The organism is Bacillus sp. FSL W8-0223, assembly GCF_038006805.1.
GTDB lineage: Bacteria > Bacillota > Bacilli > Bacillales > DSM-4216 > Bacillus_O > Bacillus_O smithii.
Genome location: NZ_JBBOVX010000001.1, coordinates 2179519 through 2205691, shown reverse-complemented (window position 1 = coordinate 2205691; position 26173 = coordinate 2179519). Strand labels below are relative to the sequence as shown.

The following is a 26173-nucleotide window of genomic DNA, read 5'->3' as shown; positions in this document are numbered from 1 at the left end:
TTGTGAATATTGTACTTCATAATTTTAATACATAACAGCGTTTGAGCAAAAAAGAATGGGGGAATTTTTGTGAAAAGGAAGTGGAAAGGGATTCTAGCTGCAGGTCTAGTCAGTACCCTGCTTTTAAGTGGATGCGGCAGCAAAGAAACAAGTAGCGGAAAAAGCGGGTCCAAACAAGAGAAAACGTATTCGATCGGTGTTACGCAAATTGTGGAGCATCCTTCTTTAAACAATGCGTTTAAAGGATTCAAGAAAGCACTGAAAGATGAGGGGATTTCGGCAAAATATGATGTTCAGATTGCGCAGGGAGACCAAAATAACAACCAGACGATTGCCAACAATTTTGCGAGCGAGGGCGTTGATTTAATTTTTGCCAACTCAACTCCTAGCGCATTAGGCGCCCTAAATGCGACAAAAGAGATTCCAATCGTTTTCACGTCGGTATCTGATCCCGTCGGCAGCGGATTAGTCAAATCGATGGAAAAACCGGGAGGCAATATAACAGGTACAACGGATATGCATCCTGAAGCGATACCGAAAACGGTTCAATTTATGGCGGAACAGTTTAAAGGAAAAAAAGTGGGAGTCATTTACAATGCCGGAGAGCCGAATTCAGTGGCGCAAATCAATCAAGTAAAAAAAGCAGCCAAAAAATACAAATTAGAAATAGTTCCCGTTACGGTTTCGACTTCTTCTGAAGTGAAGCAAGCGGCGGAATCGCTGGTCGGCAAAGCGGATTTGCTCTATATATTCACGGATAATACCGTTGTTTCAGCATTAGAATCCGTCATCAAAGTAGCGGATGACCACGATATTCCGCTATTTGTAGGTGAACTGGATTCTGTTAAACGAGGAGGTTTCGCTGCTTATGGTTTTGAATATTATGATATAGGCTATGAGGCAGGAAAAAAGGCCGCACAAATTTTAAAAGGGGAAAAGAAACCGGGTGATATATCCGTTGAACCACCGTCAAAGCTGAAATTAGTCATCAATGAAAAGGCGGCGAAATCCATGAATATTCCCATCAAAGACGAGTGGAAAAAAGAAGCGGAATTGATTCAATAATGTTTGATGAGCGGTAAGGGTGAACAGAGCAGTTTGTTTGACTGCTTCTTGGAGGGATGAGCATGTTTACTTCTTTGTTTGGGTCTGTAGAGGCAGGCGTCATTTACGCCATTATGGCATTGGGAGTGTACATTTCTTTTCGCATATTAGACTTTCCCGATTTAACGGTTGACGGAAGCTTCGTGACTGGAGGTGCAGTGGCTTCCGTTATGATCGTTTCCGGAATAAACCCCTTTATAGCAACAGGTTGTGCATTTCTTGCCGGCTTTTTAGCTGGATGTATAACAGGCCTCTTGCACACAAAAGGAAAGATCAATCCGCTGCTTTCCGGGATTTTAATGATGACGGCTCTTTATTCCGTTAACCTTCGCATCATGGGAAAGCCAAATGTTCCTTTACTGGCTGAAGATACGGTCATCACGATCATTTCCAAGTGGTGGAATCATCTAGGAATCGACCAAGCGATCAACCATTGGCTGGAGTTGGCGGGTCTTGGCGCATATGTTCCGAAAACGTGGGGTATATTCATCATTATGCTAGTGCTGGCTTACTGTATGAAAAAATTGATCGATTGGTTTATGCGAACCGAAATTGGTTTAAGCATTCGTGCTGTAGGAGACAACGAAAATATGATCAAAACGTTCTCGGCGAACACTGATTGGTTGAAAGTGTTAGGACTTGGTCTTTCCAACGCATTTGTTGCTTTTTCGGGAGCATTGATCGCTCAATACAACGGTTTTAACGATATTGGCATGGGAATCGGGATGATCGTCATAGGCTTGGCGTCAGTCATTATTGGCGAAGCGATCATCGGCGACAAAACTATTATTCGAGCCACTGCGGCGGTTATCGTTGGTGCGATTATTTACCGAATCATTATTGGGCTGGCACTTCGCATTCAATTTTTCGATACGGGGGATATGAAGCTGATTACAGCTGCAATCGTAGTTCTAGCGTTAATCGTTCCACAATTGATTGAAAAGTATCGAAGACATCAAATGAAGAAGCAGCGGGTTTTGATGAGGATACGTGCAGCAACGGATCGAGGTGAAACAGATGCTGGAATTAAATCAAATCTATAAAGTTTTCTATGAAGGAACTCCTGATGAAAAAGTAGCGATACATCACCTTGATCTACAATTGAAAAAAGGGGATTTTGTCACCGTGATCGGCAGCAATGGAGCGGGAAAATCTACTTTAATGAATATCATATCCGGAAAGTTAGCTCCTGATTTGGGGATTGTACGTTTAAACGGAGTTGATGTCACCAACGTTCCTGAACATAAGCGGGCAAGGAAAATCGGAAGAGTGTTTCAAGATCCTATGGCGGGTACTTCTCCGTCCATGACCATTGAAGAAAACCTCGCTATTGCTTACAATCGTACGAAAAGACGTACATTATCGATCGGAGTGACTAAAAAAAGAAAAGAACTGTTTAAAGAAAAATTGCAAATGCTGGAATTGGGATTGGAAAATCGGCTGCAAGCAAAGGTGGGGCTTTTATCAGGTGGGGAACGGCAAGCCTTGTCTTTGTTAATGGCTACATTTACGGAACCCGAAATTTTATTGCTCGATGAACATACTGCAGCCCTTGATCCATCTAGAGCGGAACTGATCACCCACCTAACGAAAAGGATCGTCGAAACGTTCCATTTGACGACTCTCATGGTGACGCATAATATGCAGCAAGCTATCGATCTCGGCAATCGCTTAATTATGATGGACAAGGGACAAATTATTTTTGAAGCCGATGAAAAAGAAAAAAGGACATTAACGGTCGAAAAACTGTTGGAAGAATTCCAGAAGATAAAAGGCGAAAAGTTGCTCAACGACCGCACGATTTTGGCGTAAACAGATGGCTGCTGCTTTTCCTTCGATAAAGAACATGGAGGTCTTTTTTCCAAATTTTTTTAAAAAGAAATTTTTTAGGTCATTATGCATTCTTTTAAGCTCAAAATGGAGTATAATAAAAATAAACGGGTTAAAAGAGGATGATATTTTGATACTCAAAGCGATTGAGTTTCAGACAAAGAAAGGCCAAAGGGTAAAAATCAGTGAAATTCCTGTATTGGAGGAGGATAACCCTTTCTATGTTGGCGTAAGAATTCGTTTAGAGACCATGATGACCAGAATCTACTATGCTCAGAATCCACGGCCGTTCTATTCGTTTCGCGATTACTTGAAAAAAGTTTTAAGATGGCCGGATTATGAACAACTATACGGATCCAGTATCCTGAAAAACAATGCATAATCCTATTTTTCAATTATACAAAATCAAAAGACATTTGCGGATATGATTCCACGTTTTGTGCAAATGAATCTACAAAGAGTGCAGGAAGCCATGCACTCTTTTTTGTATGTGCGCCCGGCATGTACATGAACTATAGGGTGTAAGTCCCGAACCCCGAAGACAGAAGTAGAGGTTAGCCAAGAGCAAGGGTGTCCGTGGTGACGCGGAATCTGAAGGAAGCTGGAGGCAAAACACCGGTCCGAGGAACACGAACCTCATATAAGGCTAGGTATGATTGAGTGAGTTTGCATAACAAAACAAAGCTCTTTCTGTCGAAGGTCATATCGAGTAAATGAGGCGGATAGATGGTGTGAAAGTGCATGTACTTACCCGGGGAGGTCTGGCGGATATGTGAAGTACTCTTCATAACCTACTTAGTGATAAGTAGCTGAACCGTCAGAAGTCAGCAGAGGTCATAGTATTAGTTGGTCTAGAACAACTAAGAAGGACCGAACAATTAAGAGAGAATAGCCCTTGGTATTCAGTGAGTCATGATGAACACAGAAAACGTAGTACCTCACTTGAGGGAGGAAGCGGTGAATCCCGTGGGAGACCTCTTGGAGGGTGGAGTGACCACTGGCATAAAGAGAACAGCTATTCACGGAAGTTATAAAGACTTGCGTCAATTATCTTAATTGAACCGCCGTATACGGAACCGTACGTACGGTGGTGTGAGAGGACGGGAGTTAATCGCTCCCTCCTACTCGATTTTGTCTGTATGGATAGATATATGGTATGAATTATTTCACCATTTCCTTTCCTTATTCATCCTATGAAGTATACGACATTATTTTGGCCATTTGGTAATGTCCTTTCTATGAAACGCAAGGGGCTGCTTTTAACAGAATCATCAATCAACATGGTGATTGTGTACGGCACAGTCGTTGCAATCGTAATGACGCAGAGCCTTTTCCGACGTTTCCGGATGAGTTTTGGAAAATGAGGAAATGTTTTGAATTGTTCATTCTTCGGTTTGAAACGAAGGGAGTGTTTTGGTTGAAAAGGTGGTTTGGCTGCATCGATTTGGAGTTAATACCCGAAATGGTACGGAAATCTTATTTAGGAAACTTTTTATCGTGTTATAATAAAGTGAAACTTTTCCGTTATGAACATCATAATATGTTATTTTCATAGTGGAACCCACAGCTAAGATTTTATCTGCAGCGAGGTGAGACCATTCAGTGAAATCGGCAGCCTATATTTTCTTCGCTTTTCTTTTGCTTTTTCCGGTAGCCGGTTGTTCCTATATAGGAGGATCCGAAAAAACGGTTCAGTCACAAACCGAAAAAGTGGTACCTAAAGATTTGAAGGTGGTTGCCATTGGGGATTCCTTAACCCAAGGGGTAGGTGACAGTACGAATAAAGGTGGTTATATTCCCTATTTGAAAAAAGACTTGGAAAAATTGAAAATGGTAAAAAGTGCTAAATTTCAAAATTATGGAATTAAAGGGACGAGATCAGATCAGCTGCTCGAACGCTTAAAGACAAGGCAAATGAAATCAGCCATAGAAAAAGCGGATATGGTATTCATTACAATCGGTGGAAATGATGTAATGAAAATCCTTCGAGATCATTTCATGGATTTAAACGCAAACGTGTTTCTACAAGAAGAAAAGCCTTATCAACAGCGGCTGTTTGCCATTTTCAAGACAATACGTCAATACAATCCTCATGTAGGGATCGTCCTTATCGGTATTTACAATCCATTTTTAGAATGGTTTTCCGATATAAGGGAAATTAATCAAGTGATTTATCATTGGAATGCAGCCAGCAAACAAGTGGTAAAAAAATTTCCTCACGCCGTTTTTGTTAGCATTGATGATATTTTTTACCGTCAAAAAGAAAATTTATTATTCAATGATCATTTTCATCCGAATGATCAAGGGTACCAATTGATGGCTAATCGGATCTATCAAACTATCAAAGGGAGAAAGCTAGAAGAATTAACAAATGGGAAAATAGTGTTAGAGAAAGAGGAGAAACAGTAAATGAGTGCAAATAAGTGGAAAAGAGCTTTTTTTCTTTTATTAGGCTTGGTCCTTTTCATCATCATCGTCTTCATCGGCCTTATTTTCTGGCCAGTGGATCAAGGAGAAATTCCTAAGGAAAAAAACGTAGGCAAAACGATTCCATTTCACTTGGAAACGAATAAAGAGGATCTGAATAAAGTGATTAACTCGTATATTGCGAAAGAAAAAGGAGACACTCCCATTGATTATTATGTGAATCTAAAGGACGATGTCGAATTAACCGGAAAATTAGACCTTTTTTCTACATCGGTTCATTTTAATATGACGTTTGAACCGAAAGCGTTGAAAAATGGAGATATCGTATTAAAACAAAAGGGAATGTCGCTTGGCGAGTTACATTTGCCGCCTTCCTATGTACTGAAAATTGCCCAAGAATCATATCATTTTCCGGATTGGGTACGGATATTCCCTAACCAAAAAATGATTTATGTCTCCACAAAAAGAATGAATCTGAAGAACAATGTCAGCATACGGGTAAATGAATTTAATCTTCCTAAAGATCGAATCTCGTTCACATTGCTCGTTCCCGTGCAATGAATGAAAAAAAGACGACAGTCATCAAAAAAGGAAAATGATTGCTCTCCTTTTTGATACAAGAGGAAAACTGACATGAAACCATACAAAACCGCTCCTTTAAATGGAGTGGTTTTTTAAATTCGCACCAACTGTTTGACGACAATCTTATACTACTACTAGTACCGTTTTTCCGTTCCTTTTTTGACAGACCGTTCTTAGTTTGTCTGAATGAAGAAAAGTATTGCGGAAAACACTTCTATTATTCCTTCCACATTAACGATCCATAAATCAATCACAGTGGTTGGAACTAATTTTTGGATAGGAGTGTTGGGTTGAGTTGAAAGCTGTAACCTATCAAGGGCCTAATCATGTAGAGGTAAAACAAGTAGAGGATCCAAAAAATCAAAAAAAGACGATGTGATTGTTCGAATTACAACTACCGCCATTTGCGGGTCAGACCTTCATCTCTATCAAGGAAACTCTTCGTTGCCGAAAGGTTACGTGATTGGTCATGAACCAATGGGCATTGTGGAAGAAGTTGGTCCTGAAGTGACGAAAGTAAAAAAGGGAGATCGGGTCGTCGTTCCTTTTAATGTTGCTTGCGGCCATTGCTTTTATTGTGAACACGGCATGACGAGCCAATGCGATAATTCCAATGAATATTATGATTCAGGGGGGGTACTTCGGCTTTGGAGAAAAGTACGGAAACCATCCAGGAGGTCAAGCTGAATATTTAAAAGTCCCTTTTGGAAATTTTACTCCTTTTGTGATCCCAGAATCGTGTAAATTAGAAGATGAATCTCTTCTCTTTTTATCCGACTTGCCTACTGCTTACTGGAGTGTGGAAAATGCCGATGTGAAACCGGGTGATACCGTTATCGTTCTTGGCTGTGGACCTATCGGATTGATGGCGCAAAAATTCGCCTGGATGAAAGGCGCTAAACGCGTGATAGCTGTTGATTATTTGGATTATCGCTTAGAACACGCAAAAAAGATCAATCATGTTGAGGTGTTTAATTTTGCTGAATACGATGATATGGGGGAATACCTAAAGGAAATCACCCGAGGAGGCGCAGACAAGGTGATTGACGCCGTCGGTATGGACGGAAAAAAACACCGATTGAATTCGTGGGGCAAAAATTGAAGCTGCAAGGCGGAACCCTTAGTCCTTTGAAAATTGCTGCAAAAGCTGTCAGGAAAAACGGTACGATTCAAATTACGGGAGTATATGGGGGCAACTACAATAATTTTGAATTAGGCGCCTTATGGATAAGAAATATTACCATTAAAATGGGGCAAGCACCGGTCATTCCGATTATGCCGAAACTATTTGAAAAAATAGTGAAGAAAGAATTTGATCCGAAAGAGATTATTACTCATAAACTATCCCTTGACGAAGCACCCAATGCTTACAAAATATTTAATGATCATCAAGATCATTGCATCAAAGTAGTTCTGAAACCGTAAAGACAACGAAAGGCAGCATTCCTTTTCATAAGGATGGCTGCCTTTTAAAAACATGAATATAAAAAGACTAAGCAACGTCTATTCAAGACAGTCTTAAACCTTTTGGATAAAAATTTTTGATGATTCCTTTTGCTTCCTTGCCCCATCCTAGCGGGAAGCCATGAATGGTTAACAGTATCCAGCCCCGGTCTTTTCCGGTTTGAATCGTTTCTCCGTGCAAATAGCGTTCCCAAAGCGTTCCGTTTTGTTCGAGTTCGAAATGGTGCCGTACATCCTTTGTTTGGACGGCAAGCGCCAGAGAGTGATGCGGCTCAAATCGGTTTTTCTTAAATTCTCCAATAGGAAGTCCTATTCGGACAGCCTTTAACGATGACAAATCCGGCATTCGTTCCGGCACAAAATATAAGCGGTCATTTTTCAAAAAAAGCCGGTCCCATTCGAAAGGAAAGTGAACAAAGGTTTGTTCGATAAATTGTTGAAACAGTTTGGCTTGTGCCCTAGGCAGCTTTGCCCCTTTCATGATGGGGGCGGAATGTTCATTTCCTCCTGTTTTCCGTAATTTTGCAACGAAGTGTCCTTCTCCTTGGAGATGGTGCGGCCAAAGGCGAGCCGTCTTTGCAATGTCGGAAAAATGCGTCTTAGTCCATTCCGGACGACCGGGGGAAACACCATGACTGTGTGGAATCGGCAATATTTCCATGTCAGGAAACGTTTTGACAAATTGTTCAATGGTTTGCTCGTTTTCTTCCGGAGAAAAAGTGCACGTCGAGTAGAGAAGAATGCCTCCTTTTTTCAACATGGCATAAGCGTGAGACAAAATTTCCAGCTGCAAATGATGACACGATTCCACATAATCGCCGCTCCAATATTGGCAGCTTTCCGGGTCCTTTCGAAACATCCCTTCTCCAGAACACGGAGCGTCCACGATGATTTTATCGAAACATTCTTCAAACTGAGCGGAAAGGTTTTCCGGGGTCTCATTTATCACGGCCGTGTTTGTCAGTCCGAAACGCTCGACGTTTTCTGATAATGCTTTGACCCTTTTGGACGAAATTTCGTTTGATAGCAAAACCCCTTCGTTTCCGAGCCGTGCGGCAATGGCAGTGGTTTTTCCCCCTGGTGCTGCACATAGATCGAGAACCATATCTCCTTCTGATAGTTCGAGCTGCTCTGCCACAAACATGGCACTTGGTTCTTGTATATAATATAGGCCGGCTGCATGATAAGGATGCTTTCCTGGAGCATCTTCCCGGCGGTAATAATAGCCATTTTCCACAAAGGGAATTTTATTCATCGCAAACGGAGAAATTTCCTCCCATTGTTCGAAAGAAACTTTTAACGGATTAATACGCAGGCCGGATGTTTTTTCTTGTTTATAGGTAGCGAAAAATGCTTCGCTTTCTTCTTTCAGCAATGTTTTCATTTTTTGAAGAAAGTCGGAGGGCAGATAATCCATGAGAGGGCTCCTTTCTTTTGCCTAATAAGCCCCGGCTTGCCGGGTTTTCCCGTCGCCAAAGACAAACATAATGCTATTATGTTTTTTGGAAAAAAGCAATAGGAAAGCGGCGGGACAGCCGGCCGCTAATGGTCGATGATTAACAGAAAATCAACAGGTATCTCGCTGTTTGAGGAGCCCGTGCATATCAGCGTGTAAATCCGCCCCGGATCCAGGAGTATTTCCAGTATAGAAGAATAAGACCCGTTCGCCAGTTTGAAAGTAAACTCGGCAGTCATGGGCGTCATTCCGATATATTCGGTTGCCTCTTTAAATGAAACGTCTTGAAAAAAGAGGTCGCCGGTTTCGGTCACTACATCGATCGGCGGAGAATCAGGTGATAAATGAATAAAACGCAGCTTTGTTTCGTGGCGGGGAACAAAGGAATCACTCGGATATCGAATCAATTTTACTTTTTTCTGCATCCCGCATACGGCCAATAACACATGATCTCCAGGATATAATAGAATTTTTTCGCTGATTAATGGATCCCACGTTTTATCGGAGGGATATATGTCGACGAAATAAAGGCCGGGAGAAAAAAGTATCGTTTCGCTGATTTGTTGAAAGGTCAGCCGGCGCATAAGCATACGTTCATTTACATAAATGTCCAATTTCTGCGAATCGGGAGAAGCATGAAAAAAGCGGATATGCGCTAGAGGAGGAGAAGAGGCTAGCAGTTTCGAAGCTATATGATATTTTGGATAATTAGGGAAAAGCGTTTTTCGTTCTAAGTTTTGATCAGAACGAAAAAAATAGTTGCGATTTTTCATTTTTTCACCTCCACTTTCAAAGTCATTGTACGCCGGCGAGAAGTGTGATATGCCCGTCATTTAAACCTTTAAATGAAAATGAATTTCCACTTTCTCTGAATATGTAATGAGAAGCCTTTTAATTGGATATCACAGGTTAACGAAAACGTTGGATTGATCGGAAAAATTTTGTTTCTATTAAAAGAAATGGGAATCTTTCCATGTCCGGTTGCTTTGCTTTTCTTTTTAAGAAAAAACGCTAAAATAAGTAGCAGAAGGTATTTTGAAAGAAAACGAGGTGAAGGACCGATGACCAACGAAAAACGTTTAGAAAAAGCGACATTTGCAGGTGGCTGTTTTTGGTGTATGGTCAAACCGTTTGACCAACTGCCGGGAATTGAAAAAATCGTTTCTGGATATACAGGCGGCCATAAGCCAAATCCTACGTATGAAGAGGTTTGCAGTGGAACGACAGGGCATCGTGAAGCGGTAGAAATCACTTATGATCCTGAACTTTTTCCTTATGAAAAATTGCTCGATATTTTCTGGATGCAAATTGATCCAACCGATGACGGCGGTCAATTTTATGATCGGGGATCTTCGTATAAAACAGCCATCTTTTACCATAATGAAGAACAGCGTAAACTAGCAGAGCAGTCAAAAAGAAAGCTTGAAGAAAGCGGTAAATTTTCTCAACCGATTGTAACAGAAATTTTGCCGGCAAAACCGTTTTATCCTGCAGAAGACTACCATCAGGATTTTTATAAAAAATTTCCTCTCAGATACAACGCTTATGTGATCGGATCCGGGCGGGAACAGTTTATCAAAAACCATTGGGGGGATCATGAAAATGAAGAATAAAGAAGAATTAAAAAAACAACTTACTCCGATTCAATACGAAGTAACGCAAAATCAAGGAACAGAACCGCCTTTTCAAAATGAATATTGGGATCACTTTGAAGATGGCATTTATGTCGATATCATCTCCGGAAAGCCGTTATTCAGCTCGAAGGATAAATATGACGCTGGCTGCGGTTGGCCTAGTTTTACAAAGCCGATTGACGAAAAAGAGATGGTCGAAAAAGCAGATTTTAGCCATTTTATGATCAGAACGGAAGTACGGAGCAAAACAGCTGATTCGCATTTAGGACATGTTTTCAATGATGGTCCAGCACCGACAGGCCTTCGCTACTGCATTAATTCCGCCGCTCTTCGATTTATTCCGAAAGAGAAAATGGCCGAAGAAGGATACGCTGATTATTTATATTTGTTTGAGGATAAAGAAGAGAAAGGATGAACAGTCTTGTTTAAATGGCTATTTCGGAAAAAGGGGAAGCCGTCAAAAGAAATAGATGTTTACACACCTGTAAGTGGCAAAATCCTTTCACTTGAAGAAGTGCCTGATCCTGTCTTTTCTGAAAAAATGATGGGAGACGGAATAGCTATTGAACCTAGCGACGGAAGAGTAGTGGCCCCTTTTGACGGCGATATCATGCAAATATTTCCAACCAAACATGCTGTGGGAATAAAAGCCGCCAATGGGGCCGAAATCTTGATCCATGTCGGGCTGGAAACGGTCTCGATGAAAGGGGAAGGGTTTGAAAGTCATGTTTCCCAAGGCGACAAAGTAAAAAAAGGGGATCTTCTCATCACATTTGATCTAAATTTAATACGGGAAAAGGCGAATTCCACCATCACACCCATCATCGTGACGAATGGCGATATGATTGAAAACATTGCAAAAAAAGAAAATGATATTGTAACAGCCGGAGAAGAGGTATTGCTTACCGTTACAGTGAAATAACAGAAACGGATAAGAATGAATTTAGGCTAACACCCAATCCTGCCATGGGGCAAATGCATACTTTGAACTAATGTAAGAGAAAAAGCCCAATCAACGAGGAGTGAAAGGTATGCACGATCACCATGGATATGATTGCTTTTCAGGATATGAACCAGTAGGATATGGAGTTGGATCTGGTTATGGATACGGCAGCGGCTTTGGCTACGGATTCCCTTATGCTTATGGTTCTAGTTGCGGATACAACCATTGGTTTGCGCTCATCGTTGTCCTTTTTATATTGCTGATTATCATTGGGGCAACTTGCTACGGTACATCGAAATAAATCGCTAAATCCTTAAAAGGCGGCGGCGATGGCTGAATAGGTTGACAAAATGTTTCAACACTCAACCTTTACGAAGCCTTTCAATCTTCCGGGAGTTTGCTTTCGCGAATGTCGTTTAAACGGCAGGCCATGATGATGAAGCAGGAAATGATAAATAAAAAGTTTGAAAAATAGGAGAACACATATTAGTTGTATATAAGTGTTCTCCTTTTATCTTATATTAAAGTTGAACAAGTTGAAGATTAAATCCACTTTTCCATAAAACTTATTCATCCCTTTTGAAGTCCTTGCTTATTGTGTAAGTCTGTACTTCTTGATTGTTCAACTCAATCAAAAGGGTGAATCTTTTCACATCCCACTTGTTTAAAACGCCATTCAAGTTTACTACACCTCTTAATTCAATTATCTCTCTAACACAAAAAAAACATTCTGGGTCTTTTTTAATTTTCTTCAGAACGGGTTAGAATGAATCCAAGTCATCTAAAATTACAAAAATTTTTAAATTTAAGACTATTTATTTCGGTATAATAATACTGTGTATTTTATAATTGTACAATTAGTGTTTTTCAATTATTATTAAAAACCGATTCGCCTCTAAAAAGACAATATTCGTTTATAAAGGCATTATTAATTATTATTTATAGTTTAATTACAAGGAAACGTTTTATTTACGAATGATAATTTCTTTATAAGAAATTATTATTCGTAATTTTGTTGACGAGAATGGTGGTATTTGGTAAGGTGGTGGTAGAAAGATCGGAGAAAGAGGGAGATCAATGTGAACCATAAATACGATGTCATTGTCGTTGGAGCAGGACCGGCAGGAATATTTGCCTGCTATGAACTGTCGTTAAAATTACCTCAAGCGAAAATTTTGTTAATCGATAAAGGTCATGATATTTTCCGGAGGCACTGCCCGATTTTGGAGAAAAAAATTGAAAAATGTCCTCCGGCAGTGGGCAAAAAATCATTTGCCGGCTGCTATCCTGCATGCTCTATTACAAATGGGTTTGGAGGCGCAGGGGCGTACTCGGATGGGAAATTTAATATAACAAGTGAATTTGGCGGTTGGATGACAGACTATTTACCTGATTCCACCGTACTGGATCTCATTCATTATGTAGACAGCATTAATTTGAAACATGGTGCGACGAAATCCATTACCGATCCTTTAACGGAGGAAGTAAAAGCGATCGAACGGCGAGCATATGCCGCAGGATTAAAGCTGCTGCGCGCTCAGGTTCGCCATTTAGGCACCGAAGAAAACTTAGCCATTTTAAAAAGCATATATGAATACTTGCGAGACAAAATTGAGATGGTTTTCAAAAAAGAAGTAGAAGATCTGGCTACGGAAAAACAAGGAGATCGTCATGTAGTAAAAGGGATCGTTTTAAAAGACGGAACGACGATTGCGGCTGAAAAAGTGGTGGTGGCGCCAGGAAGAGATGGATCGACTTGGCTTGCGAAATTATTGAAAAAGCGTCGTCTGAAAATGATCAATAACCAAGTGGATATTGGCGTACGAGTGGAAACTTCGAACATTGTCATGGAAGAAATCAATACCCATCTGTATGAAGGAAAATTTGTATTTAATACTTCTGTTGGCACAAAGGTTCGAACGTTTTGCAGTAATCCGTCCGGACATGTAGTAGTGGAAAATCATACGGGAACGATGTTGGCTAATGGTCATGCCTACAAAGATCCTAAACTGGGAAGCAACAACACCAATTTTGCTTTGCTGGTGTCTCATACATTCTCAGATCCGTTCGATCAGCCGAATGAATACGCCCACGAAGTATCCAGCCTCGCCAACAAGTTGTCAAACGGCGGAATTATTGTACAAAAATACGGCGATTTACGAAAAGGTCGACGTTCCACACTGAAAAGAATCAAAGAAGGTTTTATTACTCCGACTTTAAAAGAAGCTGTCCCGGGTGATTTAGGTTTAGTGCTTCCATACAACACGATGAAAAGCTTGATCGAAATGATCGAGGCGCTCGACCATGTTACACCGGGCATCGCGTCAGAACATACTCTTTTTTATGGAGTAGAAGCGAAATTTTATTCGGCTCGTCCTAAACTGAATGATCGTTTTGAGACGGAAATTTCTGGATTATATGCGGCTGGCGACGGGGCAGGTATTACGCGTGGTTTAGCTCAAGCCAGTGCTTGTGGAGTATGGATCGCGAGAGATATTGTGGAGAAACTTGGTTCAACCAAGCAAAATGAGAAAGTTCCTCAAAATGTATAACTTTGCATCATGTACAATATATCTTTTCTGCTGTCATTCAGAACCATCCATTATCCAAAAGCCGTTGAAAAAAACGGCTTTTGGATAGGAACTCGGTTTCCTTAGACAATTAACTAATTATTCTTTCATCCTGTTTATAAAGCTCCCAGGCTTCATCAAATATGGACATGCTTTTCAAATAATCGCCATTCATCTCTAAGTAATTGGAAATCTCATGATAATCTTCCGATTTTTTCGGAAAGCTATGGTCTAAGAAAAGATGATTGGCAAAACGGGAAATATCGTCCCTCGGCGGTTCTTCCCTATATTTCATCATGTAGTGATAGAATGATTTTCCCATCAAATCCCCCCCTTTTTTAAAACCGTATAAGCACGGGATTGATTTACGCATGGATCAAAAACTTCCTATCGAAACTCGACTTCCAATATTTTCTTCGTCTTGTAAATGGCCAACCTGGTCTGAAAAAGTAAGACTCCATAAGTATTGTTGTTCGTTTGAACGAAGACAAGTTCGATTTTTTGATTCATTTTACTCCTCAATAATATAAGTGGTCAATATGAAAACAAAAATGTGTGATGGCCCGTCGTAAAATATGAAAAGAAATTTTCATTTGGAGAAAAATTCCATAAGAATGACCTTTGAAAATGGGAAGATGATATGCTCTATGAACGATTTTTAGCGTGGGAAAAACTTTGGGAAAGGTTAAGCGTGAATGGACGAAAAGAACGATTGAAAAGTGAGAGGAAAGAAGTGAGCATGCCGAGTTCTTCCGGCATATAGTGTAAAAAAGGCATCAATAAGGAGATGGGAGGCCGTGAAAAAAAGAAAACGACCTAAATTTCAAATTGGGGATACGGTAGTGATTACCATATATGGAACGGTCGGCGTCGTAACGAATGTGAAACAATTGGACGGAGAGATTGTGTACGAAATTAATAAAAGCGAAGGACTGTTTAAAGAAAACACCCTTGCCTTTTTAAGGGAGTACGAAGGAGGAGAAAATCATTTTGAACGGCTCTTCATCGAGTATAAATACTCTTTTGGTGATCTTGTCAGAGTAAAAGGATGCGGAAATGATTTGTTTAAAATCGTGGGGTGTCGAACGGAAATATGGCGATATAAAGAAGACGCTTGGGAAGATATCGTATATGAAATGACTCGTATACCTGACGGAGAATGGCTGGAAGCACATGAAGAGGAATTAAAGCTGGTGGCGGATCATGAGGAAGCAGAAAGAATTTTGAAAAAAACGGAATTATTGTTGATTTCATCGCAAGCAAAACAAAAAGGATTGCCTGCTCCTGAGTCCCCGGATATATTAATTGATCGCCTGCTTGATGAATTGAATGATTATCAGCAGCTGTATCACTATTTTCAAGATGAATTTTATCGGGTGAAAGTAAAGGAAATAAAAGAAAAATTAAAACATGCCCAGTTGCTTAGAAGCCAAAAATCCGAATGAGCAGAAAATGAGGAATCATAGATTGGATGAGCGTGAATAATATGTAATAAAAGGGGGCAAGCAGGAAATTTCTAGTATAAGAGAGAAACATAACAGAAGAAAAAACAACGGGCAGGGGGGCAAATGGATGAGAGAAACAGAAGTGTATATTGATACGGAAGAAATTGCAGAATTTTTTTATGGTGAACTGGTAAAAAGAGGGTTTGTTCCGAATAAGTCAGAAGTAAATGAATTAGCAGATATTACGTTTGAATATCTGTTAGCGAAAAGCATCATTGAAGAAGACGAAGTTGAAGATGAAAGCGAATAGCAAAGATGTTAACAAATTAGGTTGAAAAAAGCGAGTTGGAATTTTGCCTTCCACTTGCTTTTTTATTTTCTTAAATTGCAATATTAAATGCAACAAGTATTGAAAGACCAGATAACCCATGATTAAGTAGAATCGGGACACTCTGCGCGACTTGACGTGGAGTGGCGGGCATGGTAGCCTGGTTGGCCCAGCCAGTACCGTATACCTGGCTTCATGGCTGGTAGCCATGCCCGCAGAGGCTCTTTGTCAAGTTGCTAAAAACCAACCCTTTGGGTTAGCTGGCTTAAGGTTAAGAAGCTAAGCCAGCTAACTCTATTTGGAAACACTCCTCAGGTGTACGATAATTGAGGATCTTCCTTGGAAGATGGTTACACCAATTTTCAACATAGGTAATGGTTTCGTCTGCCACAGAGGAAATGGGTCTCCCCTTTGGTATGAAGCGCCTAATAAGGCCATTATGACGCTCGTTGGTTCCTCGTTCACAGGATGTGTAAGGGTGTGTAAAATAAACCTCTGTTAGATCTTTTTCAACACTAAGGCCGAGGTCAGCAAATTCAGAACCGTTATCAGCCGTAATGGTTTTAAACACTTTAGAGAACCGATTACCATAAGACACTTTCAACTGAGATATGACTTCTGAAACGGATAGACTATCCTTGGCTGTCACTCTCAAAATTATTTCTTTACGGGTTTTGCGCTCAGTAAGAGTCAATAAGGCCTGATCTTTAGTCTTCTTGCCTATAACCGTATCAATTTCCCAGTGACCAAACTCTTGGCGTTCATTGACTTCAATTGGTCGCTCATCGATACTGCGTCCTAAGATCTTCTTATTCTTCCGGTTACGTTTTTTCTTGGTGTTCAGGGTAATTTTCATAGGTAGGTCAATGTTTTTAACGCCTATAAGTCCTAGATCAATATAGTTATAAAGGGTCTTGGTGCAAACCATTTTGTCTTTGAATTTCCCATCACGTTTGGCTCTCCCACATACCGCATCAGGAGACCATTTCTTATCAAGGATCTGAGTTTCGGCATACTTAATAAACTCGATGGCATCGTCTAGTTTTAGCTTGCGGCCACAGGCTTTCCTGTTTCTCTCATAGAGAAGTTGACCTGTGTCTGGAAAATAGACATGAACAATTTTCCCGTTGCTTTTTCTTTGTGGCACTGTACCTCTTCTTAACTCACGGGAGATGGTGCTTTTGTGACAACCAACATAATCTGCAATCTCCTGTTGAGTCTTACCAGCAGCGTGTAAGGCCGCAATTTTCCCACGGTCATAAGCCGTTAAGTGTTTGAAATGCCGAGCTCCTATGGTAGAATTAGTAATTGCCATAGATAAATCCTCCGTATCGATATTGTTTTAGTCGACTTAATCATACGTGGTTTATCTATGGTTTTTCATTTTTTATGCTTGTTGCATTTGATTATACAACTAGCCGCTTTTTTATTTTTAAAAAAGGAGCAAATAGAGTTCGGAACAGTACATCGTAATAAAATGGAAAATAAAAAAATGAAACGAATCGACTCTTGAACCGTAAGATTCGTGAAAAAGGAATAGGGGGAAAAGGAATGGCCATTTTCACAAAAGTGTTGACAAGCATTGGAATAGGAAGCGCAAGAGTGGATACGAAATTAGAATATACAAGTTACAAAGCTGGAGATCCGATACGTGGTGTTGTAGAAGTATATGGAGGGGTTACTGAGCAAACAATAGATTCTATTTATCTTACCGTCAATGCAATGTATACTTTCCAAAAGGATGGTCATCCGTATACAGACACGGCGACTATTGAACAACATCAAATTACCGATCCGTTTTTAATGAAGGCCAATGAAACGAAAGTATTTCCTTTTTCCTTTACTCTGCCAATAGATGCTCCTTTAACATATGGTAGTACGCGTGTTTGGGTTCAAACCGGATTGGATATTAAGAATGCAGTGAATCCTCAAGACGAAGATTACATTGCCGTGCGTCCTAACCAAATGACATCCGCGGTGCTTGAGGAAATGGAGAAACTAGGTTTTCGGCTTCGAAAAGTAGAGTGTGAACAAACATTTTTCCGTACCAGCTGCAACTATCCGTTTATTCAGGTATTCGAATTTATTCCAGGGAGCGGAATGTTTTTAGGGAAATTGGATGAATTGGAAATCGTGTTTCTGGCACAAACGGAAGATCGGATTGAGATATTCATGGAGGTGGACCGTCGGGCTCGAGGATTGGCTGGATATTTAAGCGAGGTAATAGCGATAGATGAAAATCAAATCCGGTTTTCTGTCACAAATCAAGAATTGTCCGTTTTGAGGAAACTGTTGGAACAAAAGATCATGTGTGGTTTATCCCTTAAAAGGGGTAAGTAAGACAGCAAGGATTGAATATACGCTGGTGAATCATTTTTCATGGAAAGCCCGTATCAATAGCATCCATCCATACTTTTTGACAAAATTAGTGGAATTTTGATGAAGGTATCGACAAGGTGAATGTCAAAACCTTGTGTAAATGGATGGATAAATATTAATAAGATAGGGGCGAGGAAAATTGAGTAAATGGAAAATGTTGTTGCCAAGTGTCAAAGAGTACCAAGTGACCTTATTTCAGACCCCCCATTACGGAGATACACAAGGATACGAAGCTGTTTATCATCTCCCGATAAGAGCCAAAAACCATCGGGCGGCCTTGGAAACGGTTTTTCGTATTTTTAATGTATTTGATTTATTGCCGCCCGATTTTTCTGCCCGCTTTGTAGCTACAGGTGATATCGTACAAATTTCCAAAGGTTCAAATAAGAGTTTTTATCGACTGGAATCGGGCGGCTGGCGAAAGATTGAACGGAGTTTGGTTCACTAATAGGATGGAGTGCCTTTTTGGCATTCTCTCCTATTTTCGATCTTTGCCGGAATATTCTTTTCCATGCGCATCCTGTTCGGCTAAAACAGCTTCCGGTGGAACATGATTATTTTTTTTGGTCGCTTTTATTCTGCTGCGATGTTTTTTTGCCATGGTCCATATCCCTCCTGCGGCCTTTATTTGAATTCTTCCTTTTAAATGAAAGCAGCTTTGTCAATAGGATGCCCGTTCATAGGAATTTTTCTCATGGAATCATTTGCAGACACATCCAAAAAAGCTTAAAATAGGGATGATTGAAAGCGATAAAAGGAGGAATTCATATGAGTATACATATCGGAGCAAAAGAAAATGAAATTGCGGACACAGTATTGCTTCCAGGCGATCCTCTCCGTGCTAAATATATTGCGGAAAACTTTTTAGAAAATGCGGTTTGCTACAATGAAGTTCGGAACATGTTCGGTTATACAGGTACATACAAAGGCAAAAGGATTTCTGTTCAAGGCACCGGAATGGGAGTTCCTTCGATTTCCATTTATGTGACAGAATTAATTGAAAGCTACAATGTGCAAAACTTAATTCGCGTTGGAACGTGCGGTGCCATTCAAAAAGACGTAAAACTTCGTGACGTCATATTGGCGATGTCTGCTTCCACTGATTCTCAAATAAACCGTTTAACATTTAATGGAATTGATTATGCCCCTACCGCGAATTGGGAGCTGTTGAAAAAAGCCTATGATGTTGGAGTCGAAAAAGGTTTAGATCTAAAAGTCGGCAGTGTGTTTACAGAAGATTTATTTTATAATGACCACGCTGAACATGAAAAGTGGGCTCAATATGGAGTATTAGCTCTTGAAATGGAAACAGCGGCTCTTTATACCATTGCGGCAAAGTATGGAAGAAAGGCGCTTACTATTCTGACAGTCAGCGACCATGTGTTAACCGGTGAAGCAACGACAGCGGAGGAAAGACAAACAACATTTAATGAGATGATTGAAGTGGCATTGGAATCCGTGGTAAAAGAATAAACAAAAAGAATCGGTTATTTGGAAAAGAGAAGCCATAAAAGCTTTTCTTTTCGTTTTCCTATTCAACAATAAGAATGAAACATGATAGATAATCAGCGAATGGCAGAAAAACAGAAAAATCAGGTGGAACTATGAAAAAATGGATATTGACGATGGCCGCTGCCGTGTTGCTGGTCAGTGGATGCCAAGCGGGCGGCGAGGAAGCAAAAGGCACCAATCATCAAGAAAAAAATCACCAAGCGAGAGAATCTACAACTCCGAAAGCTGAGAAATTTACTTTCAACCAAATAAAAGAAGTCAGCGGGAAAAAGGTGATTACCAATCCGGAAAATGTGCTCGTTTTGGTCAATAAAGAGTACAATTTGCCTGAAGGTTACGCGCCGAAAGATCTCGTTAGACCGGCTGTAAAGTTTTCATTTGGAGACGAAAAAATTGAAAAAAGCTTGATGCGTAAAGAAGCAGCCGAAGCGTTGGAAAAGATGTTTGCAGCTGCAGCCAAAGACGGCGTTTATTTATATGCCGTTTCTGGCTACCGTTCTTACAACCGGCAAGTAGCGGTATTCAACAATGAAATGGCCAATTCTGGGAAAGCGAAAGCGAATCAGGCTGTCGCAACACCCGGACAAAGCGAGCATCAGACCGGATTGGCAATCGATATTTCCGGGAAAAGCGTCGGTTTTCTCTTGACGGATTCATTTGAAAACACAAAAGAGGGTCAATGGCTAGCGAAACATGCACACGAATACGGTTTTATTCTCCGTTATCCAAAGGGAAAAGAAGCGATTACCGGCTATCAATTTGAGCCATGGCATTATCGTTACGTGGGAGTAGAAGCAGCGAAGAAGATATATGAAAACGGCTGGACATTGGAAGAATTTTATCGGAATTACGGAAAAATGTAAAAAGGGGGGCCATCCCCCTTTTTTGGACGTCGAAATACGCCCAGGAGGACAGTACGCAAAAAATCATTTTCATGTAAAAGAATATACCGGCAGGCGGATGATCCTTTCATACAGGAGAATTTTTCTTTATGTGCGCCCGGCATGTACATGAACTATAGGGTGTAAGTCCCGAACCCCGAAGACAGAAGTAGAGGTTAGCCAAGAGCAAGGGTGTCCGTGGTGACGCGGAATCTGAAGGAAGCTGGAGGCAAAACACCGGTCCGAGGAACACGAACCTCATATAAGGCTAGGTATGATGGAGTGAGTTTGCATAACAAAACAAAGCTCTTTCTGTCGAAGGTCATATCGAGTAAATGAGGCGGATAGATGGTGTGAAAGTGCATGTACTTACCCGGGGAGGTCTGGCGGATATGTGAAGTACTCTTCATAACCTACTTAGTGATAAGTAGCTGAACCGTCAGAAGTCAGCAGAGGTCATAGTATTAGTTGGTCTAGAACAACTAAGAAGGACCGAACAATTAAGAGAGAATAGCCCTTGGTATTCAGTGAGTCATGATGAACACAGAAAACGTAGTACCTCACTTGAGGGAGGAAGCGGTGAATCCCGTGGGAGACCTCTTGGAGGGTGGAGTGACCACTGGCATAAAGAGAACAGCTATTCACGGAAGTTATAAAGACTTGCGTCAATTATCTTAATTGAACCGCCGTATACGGAACCGTACGTACGGTGGTGTGAGAGGACGGGAGTTAATCGCTCCCTCCTACTCGATTTAATGAAAGAAAAGTATTTCCCCAACGCCCTAAAACCTCTCCAAGTGGATGGAGGGGTTTTTTGAAGGCATTTCCGCCAATCAATCAGTCGTGTATCCCGCGGCTTCGCTTCCGATTTAAGCAGCTATGCACAAAGATAGGGATCATTCCCATCGCAGCTTTGAATTGGAGAGAGGATGCTGAAATTCCGATTCATTCGATCAATCATTCGAAAATGGTTCCCTACTAAGGTCAGCTTCTAAATAGGTTTTATCTTTCCCTAAATTTAAAAAGCTGTTAAAATAAAGTAGTTACAGAAAAATCATAAATCCGAAGAATGAGAGCAATGAAAGTGGTGACAAATGTGGAAGATGAAAAGCAAGAAAAGGAGCAGCAAAAGCAATCTTCGTCAAATTATGTGAAAATGAAGAGATTTCATTTTGTTATGCTCCTCTTTTTCATTGTTTTTATAACAGCGGGAATTACAACATTTGCTTTGGCATTTGGGGATGAAAAAGCGGTCGATGTCGGTGGTGCAAACCGTCCGGAATTTAATAAGCTTTACGATGTGTATGATAAATTAAAAAGTAATTATTACGAAAAAGTTGATGATGAAAAACTGATTAACGGGGCCATTAATGGCATGGTTCAATCTTTGGGTGATCCGTATTCTGACTATATGTCTAAAAGCGAAGCAAAACAGTTTCACGAAAGCATCGAGTCCTCTTTTGAAGGAATCGGAGCAGAAATCCAAGAAAAAGATGGAAACATCGTAATTGTTTCGCCTATTAAAGGATCCCCTGCCGAGAAAGCTGGATTGCGTCCGAACGACCGCATACTTTCCGTCAATGGTAAAAGTTTGCAGGGGATGAGTTCGACAAAAGCTGTCATGATGATACGCGGTAAGAAAGGCACCAAGGTTAAGCTGAAGATTCAGCGTCCGGGTGAGCAAGATCCGATCGAAGTGAGCATTGTAAGAGATACGATCCCTATTAAAACTGTTTATCCAGAAATGCTCGATCATGGTGTTGCCAAAATTCAAATCACAAGTTTTTCAGAAAATACGTATAAAGAGTTGAAACAAGCGATCGCCGAAATGAAGAAAAAAGGCATGACATCGCTGGTGCTTGATTTGCGGCAAAACCCGGGAGGACTTCTTGACCAAGCTATAAAAATGTCGAATATGTTCGTGCCAAAGGGGAAAATCCTGCTGCAAGTGGAAGACCGCAATGGACAGCGCGAGAAATTTATTGCTGACGGAAAGGACAAAGTAAATGTCCCAGTGGCTGTATTAATTGATGGAGGAAGCGCAAGTGCTTCGGAAATTTTTGCGTCAGCGTTGAAAGAGTCTGCCGGCGTTCCGCTGATCGGGGAAAAATCATTTGGCAAAGGAACGGTACAAACGACGGAAGATTTTAAAGACGGTTCTAATCTAAAATTCACTACCGCGAAATGGCTGACGCCAAAAGGAGAGTGGATTCATAAAAAGGGTATTAAACCGGATTATGAAGTCAAACTCCCAAGTTATGCTAATTTACCAATTGTAGATCCGGATAAAGAACTGAAAGAATCCGACCTTTCCAAGGAAGTGAAAGCAGTGGAGCAAATGCTCAGCGCTCTTGGGTATAACCCGGGAAAAGTAGACGGCTATTTTGACGGTGAAACAAAAGACGCTGTTGTGCGGTTCCAAAGAGATCAGAAGCTGCAAGTGACAGGAAAGGTGTCGGGAGAAACGACTATTAAATTGATGGATCAAATCAGAAAAGAAATTCAAGATCATGATACCCAGGTGAAAAAAGCAGTGGAAATTGTCACTAAAAATAAGTAATTTTCAATGGAAGAGCGGGAATTTCCCGCTCTTTTTCGTTCGAGTTGATCGTCTCATTATGTGAATGTATGAAATCCGATTGCTCCTGCCCATGTCCATCAATTTAACGGTGCCATGCAATAGGAATCATTCATGATGAGAATATTGACAGATGAAACGTATTTCATTTATCATTAAATAGTTCATAATATAAATTATTGGATGATAAATGGAAGGTCGATCATATTGAGACAAGAAATGCTAGTAGAATTGGAACAATTACTGCGTAAGAACTATCGAATGATAAAAAACGAATTAAGAAATTACACCGGAAAATATTTGAACAGCACAGAATTTATCGTCTTAAAAGTCATTCACGAGAATGGTCCTTTGAAAGCGTCGGATATTTCCAAGACCATTGAAGTGTCGGCAAGCCATATTACAGCTATTACAGATTCTTTAGTTGAAAAAGGCTTTATAACTAGAAAGCGTTCAGAAGTCGATCGGAGAAGAGTTGAACTGGAGATTACGGAAAAAGGAAAAGAAATGCTGAAATTTGCTGCTGAATTAAAATCTGAATATTTCCAAAAGAAATTCAGCCATTTTACGAATGAAGAACTGCATACATTTATCCAGTTATTAAAAAAATTAAACACTCCATGCGATCACTCCGATGATTCTGAAAATAAATGATACATCATTCATGTGTTTAAATATTCGTACAAACATTTTTGCAAAGAAAAAAGGACGATATTTGTTGCGACTACCATTCGATAAACAAGCATAAAGGAGGAAAGAACGTGGAGGATTCATACTTATTGGATATATTTTTATCCTTGTGGAACAAGCGAGAAGTGAAAGATGGCTCGAATTCTCCAACCGCCACTGTGAAAGAAATGATGAAGAGTGAACTATTAGACGAATTCAGTCACCCTCGCGTTAGGAAAACAAAAGAAGAAAAATATTTTTTAGCTGTGAAAAGGGTGATCGATTCGGATTTAAAAACTGAAGATCAAATTCGGCTGATCCGGCTTTACACGGATGTAATGGAGTCGTTCAAATAATCTTTACAATCGCAATACGTTTGCAAAAGAAGTTAATAAAGGGCTTAAATAGAAAGGTTGTCAACCCTTTATTTATGGAAATAAATAAAACGGATCCTAATTAAAAGAAAGAATGGCCAATTTCAGAATGAAAGGGATTATTTAACAAACTTTAATCTTCAAGGTTTACAGCCCCTTTTTGGATGAAAATAAATGGCTTTTTTTCTTTGGCCTGTCTATCTATGAATCTGTCATTTTCTTCCTCAAATATTACAAAAATCGCATGTTATGATGTAACCAGATCAGAGATTGAAAGAATCAAAGGAGGAAGATTAGATGAACAAAAAATCATTGATGGCAGTAGCAGTATCCTTTGGGTTATTGACTGCACCGCTTGCATCAAAGGCAAATGCGGCATCATTTCCGATAAATAGTGATAAAAATAATAACGTAGAATGTCAATTTGAAGTGAAACAATTTCCGATTTCAAAAAGCTGGTTAGATAATTGGATGAATCAGCAATATCAATATGCACTGTCGATTGCGAAACAAGCTGCCAAAGCTCAGCCGAATACAACGGTAACGGAAAAAACATCTCCATCCACTCCATCGGCGAAAACAACTACCGAAAAGAACAATACAACGGCTCCTGCTACTTCCAAAACAGGATCTTCATTAAAAGCGTACGAACAACAAGTAGTGGATTTAACGAATAAAGAAAGAGCAAAATATGGTTTACCACCATTAAAAGTAGATCCGACTTTAAGCAAAATGGCTCACGACAAAGCCAATGACATGGCTGTTAACCACTACTTCTCTCATACGAGTCCAACATATGGATCTCCATTTGATATGATGAAACAATATGGAATCCAGTTTACAGCCGCAGGTGAAAACATTGCAGAAGGTCAACGCACTCCGGAAGAAGTGGTCAATGGTTGGATGAACAGTGAAGGTCATCGTGCGAATATCTTAAATAAAGACTACACTCATATCGGAGTTGGGTATGTAGAAAACGGAAATATTTGGACGCAAGAATTTATTAAAAAATAAATTCTTGAAGAGAGGTTTGGAAGAATCGTCAAAAAGTGAAAGAGAGGGTCCGGAAATCATTCATTTAAATGATTTCCGGACCTTCCTTTTTTGTTCTTATCAACACCGGTTTTAAGAAATAGGATTAAATTTGCATAATTTTTTTTCTCCGCTTACTATAATGATGAGAGAAGAAAATGATATATTGGGGCGAGGGGAAGGAATGAACAAAAAAACTGCATTGATTACGGGAGCGGCTAAAGGAATTGGAAAACGTACGGCCTACGCTTTAGCGCAGGCAGGCTTTAATATGACCATCAATTATTGTTCCAGCCGGCATGAAGCTGAACAATTGGCTAATGAATTACAGGAGAAGTTTGGCGTATCAACGATTGTTGTCAGCGGTGATATTACAAAGCCGGAAGATTGCCGTCAGATTGTGGCACGAACGGAAGAGCAGTTTGGCAGTGTGGATGTTTTGATCCATAACGCCGGTCCTTTTATCAAAAAGCGAAAAAAGATGGAAGAATATGATGATAGTGAATGGCAATACATAGTGAATGGAAATTTGAACAGCGCGTTTTACTTATCTAAGCTGACTCTTCCTGGAATGAGAAAGAAACATTGGGGGAGGATCATCACATTTGGCTTCGATAGGGTCGAGACCGCGCCCGGTTGGATTTATCGCTCGGCGTTTGCCGCTTCGAAAACAGGGCTTGCTTCTCTGACACGAACGATTGCTCTGGAAGAAGCGGAAAACGGCATAACGGCCAATATGATTTGTCCGGGAGATATTACGGGCGATTGGAAAGAAAAAGAGATTCATGAGGCAATGGGCGTAAAGGATGATACAGTTCCTGTTGGTCGTCCAGGCACGGGGGAGGATATAGCGAGGATGGTCGCTTTTTTATGTTCAGAGCAGTCTGATTTTATAACAGGTGCGATCATTCCTGTAACGGGAGGAAAAGACGTATTGGGAAAAGTATTTTATGAGTAGAAAACCA

At 40.3% G+C, this 26173-nt stretch carries 27 protein-coding genes and 1 pseudogene; 23 read left to right on the top strand and 5 right to left on the bottom strand.

The genetic code is table 11. The annotated features are described in order from the left end of the window. The first annotated feature begins 69 nt into the window (after positions 1-69). The 7 genes and pseudogenes from NST81_RS10665 (at position 70) to NST81_RS10635 (ending at position 7368) form a co-directional block, all read left to right on the top strand. Positions 70-1065, top strand: a complete 996-nt coding sequence (locus NST81_RS10665) for an ABC transporter substrate-binding protein (RefSeq protein WP_341029838.1) — start codon at positions 70-72, stop codon at positions 1063-1065. A gap of 62 nt (positions 1066-1127) precedes the next feature. Further along, positions 1128-2147 carry an ABC transporter permease gene (locus tag NST81_RS10660; RefSeq protein WP_048623519.1) on the top strand — a complete coding sequence of 340 codons (1020 nt, stop codon included), beginning with the start codon at positions 1128-1130 and terminating at the stop codon, positions 2145-2147. Then, positions 2122-2916, top strand: coding sequence for an ABC transporter ATP-binding protein (locus tag NST81_RS10655; protein ID WP_003354934.1), 795 nt, complete (start codon positions 2122-2124; stop codon positions 2914-2916). Before NST81_RS10660 ends, NST81_RS10655 begins: the two co-directional genes overlap by 26 nt. Positions 2917-3064: 148 nt before the next feature. Continuing rightward, on the top strand, positions 3065-3316 hold the full coding sequence (locus NST81_RS10650; RefSeq protein ID WP_003354935.1) for a DUF2535 family protein: 252 nt from the start codon (positions 3065-3067) through the stop codon (positions 3314-3316). Positions 3317-4536: 1220 nt separating this feature from the next. Next, positions 4537-5343, top strand: a complete 807-nt coding sequence (locus NST81_RS10645) for an SGNH/GDSL hydrolase family protein (RefSeq protein ID WP_003354936.1) — start codon at positions 4537-4539, stop codon at positions 5341-5343. Continuing rightward, positions 5344-5922, top strand: a complete 579-nt coding sequence (locus NST81_RS10640) for a YpmS family protein (protein WP_003354938.1) — start codon at positions 5344-5346, stop codon at positions 5920-5922. A 316-nt stretch (positions 5923-6238) separates the two neighbouring features. Beyond that, positions 6239-7368, top strand: a pseudogene (locus NST81_RS10635) (zinc-dependent alcohol dehydrogenase). 82 nt (positions 7369-7450) lie between these two features. Here NST81_RS10635 and NST81_RS10630 read toward each other — a convergent pair. Then, complete coding sequence (locus tag NST81_RS10630; protein WP_341029831.1) at positions 7451-8824, bottom strand: RsmF rRNA methyltransferase first C-terminal domain-containing protein; 1374 nt, start codon at positions 8822-8824, stop codon at positions 7451-7453. Positions 8825-8949: 125 nt separating this feature from the next. Next, positions 8950-9636, bottom strand: coding sequence for a DUF4397 domain-containing protein (locus NST81_RS10625; RefSeq protein WP_048623517.1), 687 nt, complete (start codon positions 9634-9636; stop codon positions 8950-8952). Positions 9637-9924: 288 nt separating this feature from the next. Between NST81_RS10625 and msrA the strand changes: the two genes are divergently transcribed. From msrA to NST81_RS10600, 5 genes are all read left to right on the top strand, one after another. After that, a complete protein-coding gene (msrA, locus tag NST81_RS10620; protein WP_003354945.1) occupies positions 9925-10476 on the top strand; it encodes a peptide-methionine (S)-S-oxide reductase MsrA in 552 nt (183 codons plus the stop codon). Next, positions 10466-10912: a peptide-methionine (R)-S-oxide reductase MsrB gene (gene msrB / locus NST81_RS10615; protein WP_048623516.1), complete on the top strand. Its 447-nt coding sequence runs from the start codon at positions 10466-10468 to the stop codon at positions 10910-10912. The genes msrA and msrB overlap by 11 nt, the downstream gene beginning before the upstream one ends. A 6-nt stretch (positions 10913-10918) precedes the next feature. After that, complete coding sequence (locus NST81_RS10610) at positions 10919-11419, top strand: PTS sugar transporter subunit IIA (RefSeq protein WP_328203953.1); 501 nt, start codon at positions 10919-10921, stop codon at positions 11417-11419. A 109-nt stretch (positions 11420-11528) separates the two neighbouring features. Further along, positions 11529-11741 (top strand): YjcZ family sporulation protein, encoded by a 213-nt coding sequence (locus tag NST81_RS10605; protein WP_048623514.1) that lies wholly within the window; start codon positions 11529-11531, stop codon positions 11739-11741. Between the two features lie 778 nt (positions 11742-12519). Continuing rightward, positions 12520-13992 (top strand): NAD(P)/FAD-dependent oxidoreductase, encoded by a 1473-nt coding sequence (locus NST81_RS10600; RefSeq protein ID WP_048623513.1) that lies wholly within the window; start codon positions 12520-12522, stop codon positions 13990-13992. Positions 13993-14101: 109 nt separating this feature from the next. Here NST81_RS10600 and NST81_RS10595 read toward each other — a convergent pair whose 3' ends face one another. Further along, positions 14102-14332 carry a YozE family protein gene (locus tag NST81_RS10595; protein WP_048623512.1) on the bottom strand — a complete coding sequence of 77 codons (231 nt, stop codon included), beginning with the start codon at positions 14330-14332 and terminating at the stop codon, positions 14102-14104. Between the two features lie 475 nt (positions 14333-14807). Between NST81_RS10595 and NST81_RS10590 the strand changes: the two genes are divergently transcribed. Then, positions 14808-15455 (top strand): hypothetical protein, encoded by a 648-nt coding sequence (locus tag NST81_RS10590; RefSeq protein WP_327797318.1) that lies wholly within the window; start codon positions 14808-14810, stop codon positions 15453-15455. Between the two features lie 127 nt (positions 15456-15582). Continuing rightward, on the top strand, positions 15583-15765 hold the full coding sequence (locus tag NST81_RS10585) for a YozD family protein (protein ID WP_327797317.1): 183 nt from the start codon (positions 15583-15585) through the stop codon (positions 15763-15765). Positions 15766-16054: 289 nt separating this feature from the next. On the opposite strand, the gene NST81_RS10580 is transcribed toward NST81_RS10585, so the two are convergent. Next, positions 16055-17098 carry an IS30 family transposase gene (locus tag NST81_RS10580; protein WP_048622401.1) on the bottom strand — a complete coding sequence of 348 codons (1044 nt, stop codon included), beginning with the start codon at positions 17096-17098 and terminating at the stop codon, positions 16055-16057. A gap of 236 nt (positions 17099-17334) precedes the next feature. Here NST81_RS10580 and NST81_RS10575 point away from each other — a divergent pair, with 236 nt between their 5' ends. Further along, positions 17335-18123, top strand: a complete 789-nt coding sequence (locus tag NST81_RS10575) for a sporulation protein (protein WP_048623511.1) — start codon at positions 17335-17337, stop codon at positions 18121-18123. Positions 18124-18301: 178 nt separating this feature from the next. Then, a complete protein-coding gene (locus tag NST81_RS10570) occupies positions 18302-18610 on the top strand; it encodes a YodL domain-containing protein (protein WP_234395490.1) in 309 nt (102 codons plus the stop codon). 30 nt (positions 18611-18640) lie between these two features. Here NST81_RS10570 and NST81_RS10565 read toward each other — a convergent pair whose 3' ends face one another. Beyond that, complete coding sequence (locus tag NST81_RS10565; RefSeq protein WP_003354956.1) at positions 18641-18763, bottom strand: hypothetical protein; 123 nt, start codon at positions 18761-18763, stop codon at positions 18641-18643. Between the two features lie 167 nt (positions 18764-18930). Between NST81_RS10565 and deoD the strand changes: the two genes are divergently transcribed. From deoD to NST81_RS10530, 7 genes are all read left to right on the top strand, one after another. Then, positions 18931-19635 (top strand): purine-nucleoside phosphorylase, encoded by a 705-nt coding sequence (gene deoD / locus NST81_RS10560; protein WP_048623510.1) that lies wholly within the window; start codon positions 18931-18933, stop codon positions 19633-19635. Positions 19636-19766: 131 nt separating this feature from the next. Continuing rightward, on the top strand, positions 19767-20537 hold the full coding sequence (locus NST81_RS10555) for a M15 family metallopeptidase (RefSeq protein WP_048623509.1): 771 nt from the start codon (positions 19767-19769) through the stop codon (positions 20535-20537). Between the two features lie 1096 nt (positions 20538-21633). Beyond that, the gene (locus NST81_RS10550) at positions 21634-23115 is read left to right on the top strand and encodes a lmo1851 family serine protease (protein ID WP_048623508.1); all 1482 of its coding nucleotides are present in this window, start codon (positions 21634-21636) and stop codon (positions 23113-23115) included. 225 nt (positions 23116-23340) lie between these two features. Beyond that, positions 23341-23787, top strand: a complete 447-nt coding sequence (locus NST81_RS10545) for a MarR family winged helix-turn-helix transcriptional regulator (RefSeq protein ID WP_244878000.1) — start codon at positions 23341-23343, stop codon at positions 23785-23787. Positions 23788-23894: 107 nt separating this feature from the next. Beyond that, a complete protein-coding gene (locus NST81_RS10540; protein WP_003354964.1) occupies positions 23895-24158 on the top strand; it encodes a hypothetical protein in 264 nt (87 codons plus the stop codon). Between the two features lie 315 nt (positions 24159-24473). After that, the gene (locus tag NST81_RS10535; protein ID WP_341029816.1) at positions 24474-25190 is read left to right on the top strand and encodes a CAP domain-containing protein; all 717 of its coding nucleotides are present in this window, start codon (positions 24474-24476) and stop codon (positions 25188-25190) included. A 202-nt stretch (positions 25191-25392) separates the two neighbouring features. Then, positions 25393-26166, top strand: coding sequence for an SDR family oxidoreductase (locus NST81_RS10530; RefSeq protein ID WP_048624469.1), 774 nt, complete (start codon positions 25393-25395; stop codon positions 26164-26166). The last annotated feature ends 7 nt before the right edge of the window (positions 26167-26173 follow it).